Here is a 1,421-nt window from a genome sequence, read left to right on the forward strand (position 1 = left end):
TCGCGCCAACTCGGCAGCACGCTATCGAGAACGGTGTGGGCCGGCTCCTTGAGGCGCAGGTCGCTGACCATTTTCTTGTATTCCTGATTGTCGAGAATGACGCGGCCGGTGGGGTCGAGCAGGGCAAAGGCCATCGGCGCGGCATCGACGACCGATTCGATCAGGTGCTTCTGGTTGCGAACCAGGCGTTCGAGGCGGTGCATCTCGGTAATGTCGCGGTGCATGCCGACAAAATGGGTGGTCGTGCCGCTGGCATCGACGACCGGGGAAATGCTCAGCTCGGCCAGGTAGAGGACGCCGTCCTTGCGCTTGTTGAGCAGCTTGCCGGCCCACGGTTTTTGCGCCGAAAGGTCGGCCCACATGGCCTTGTAGAGTTCAGGCGGGGTGGTGTGATTGGATAGCGTCGCCTCGTTCTTGCCGACTATCTCGTCCTTGCTGTAGCCAGTGACGCGGGTGAAGGCTTCGTTGGCAAACAGGATGTTGGCTTTTGCGTCGGTAATGGAAATTGCCAGGTCGGCCTGGTTGACCGCCTGACTATAGGCTTCCTGTGGCAATGCGGTTTCCGGCGCCGGATTGGCGCGGGCTTGGGCAAGCGGTGTGGCCGACATCGGAAGGCTCCTCAATAAATCGTTTCGTATTGGTTAGCAGATTCCGTGCCGCGCCTTGATTGCAGGGTCGATGAGGCCTTGCCGCGCGGGTTTCGGGGGAAATGCGACGAATTTCTGTCGTCTTTGCGACATTTTTTCCTCGCAAGCGCGCACTTTGTTGGTGCGATAGCCTTGGATGGCGCATCAGCGTGGGGTTTTGTGCGGCGCGCAAAGATTGGCATGGCTTATGCGATGAGGTCAGTGAAAAAAACCGGAACCCACCACCATGAGTGAATTTCTCTTACTGCTGCTTTCCACCGCGCTGGTCAATAACGTGGTGCTCATCAAGTTCCTCGGCCTGTGCCCGGTCATGGGCGTCTCGAAGAGCGTCGACAGCGCCTTCGGCATGGGGCTGGCGACGACCTTCGTCATCACCCTGGCCGCCGGCGCCTCGTGGATGCTCGACAACTGGCTGCTGCAGCCGCTCGGTCTCGGCTACCTGCGCATCCTGACCTTCATCCTGGTCATCGCGGCGGTCGTCCAATTCACCGAGATGTTCATCAAGAAATCGAGCCCCGGCCTCTACCAGTCGCTCGGCATCTACCTGCCGCTGATCACCACCAACTGCGCCGTGCTCGGCGTCGCGCTGCTCAACGTCGAGCAGAAGTTCAGCCTGTTCAAGAGCCTGCTCTACGGCTTCGGTTCGGCGCTCGGCTTCACCATCGTCCTGCTGATTTTTGCCGGGCTGCGCGAACGCATCGCGCTGGCCCGGGTACCCGGCGCCTTCGCCGGCGCCCCGATTTCCTTCGTCACCATCAGCCTGCTCGCCCTGGC

Annotated in this window: 2 protein-coding genes; one reads left to right on the forward strand and one right to left on the reverse strand. The window is 60.8% G+C overall.

Annotated elements, in window-relative coordinates:
* Positions 1-608, reverse strand: a 608-nt coding sequence (gene nifL, locus ADADOO_RS09740; protein WP_511277099.1) for a nitrogen fixation negative regulator NifL, incomplete at its 3' end; no start/stop codon positions are given.
* 265 nt (positions 609-873) lie between these two features.
* Here nifL and rsxA point away from each other — a divergent pair.
* Positions 874-1,421: electron transport complex subunit RsxA (rsxA, locus tag ADADOO_RS09745; protein ID WP_511277101.1), on the forward strand; the 548-nt coding region annotated here is incomplete at its 3' end.

Origin of the sequence: Azonexus sp. (assembly GCF_036170495.1) — a bacterium.
Classification (GTDB): domain Bacteria; phylum Pseudomonadota; class Gammaproteobacteria; order Burkholderiales; family Rhodocyclaceae; genus Azonexus.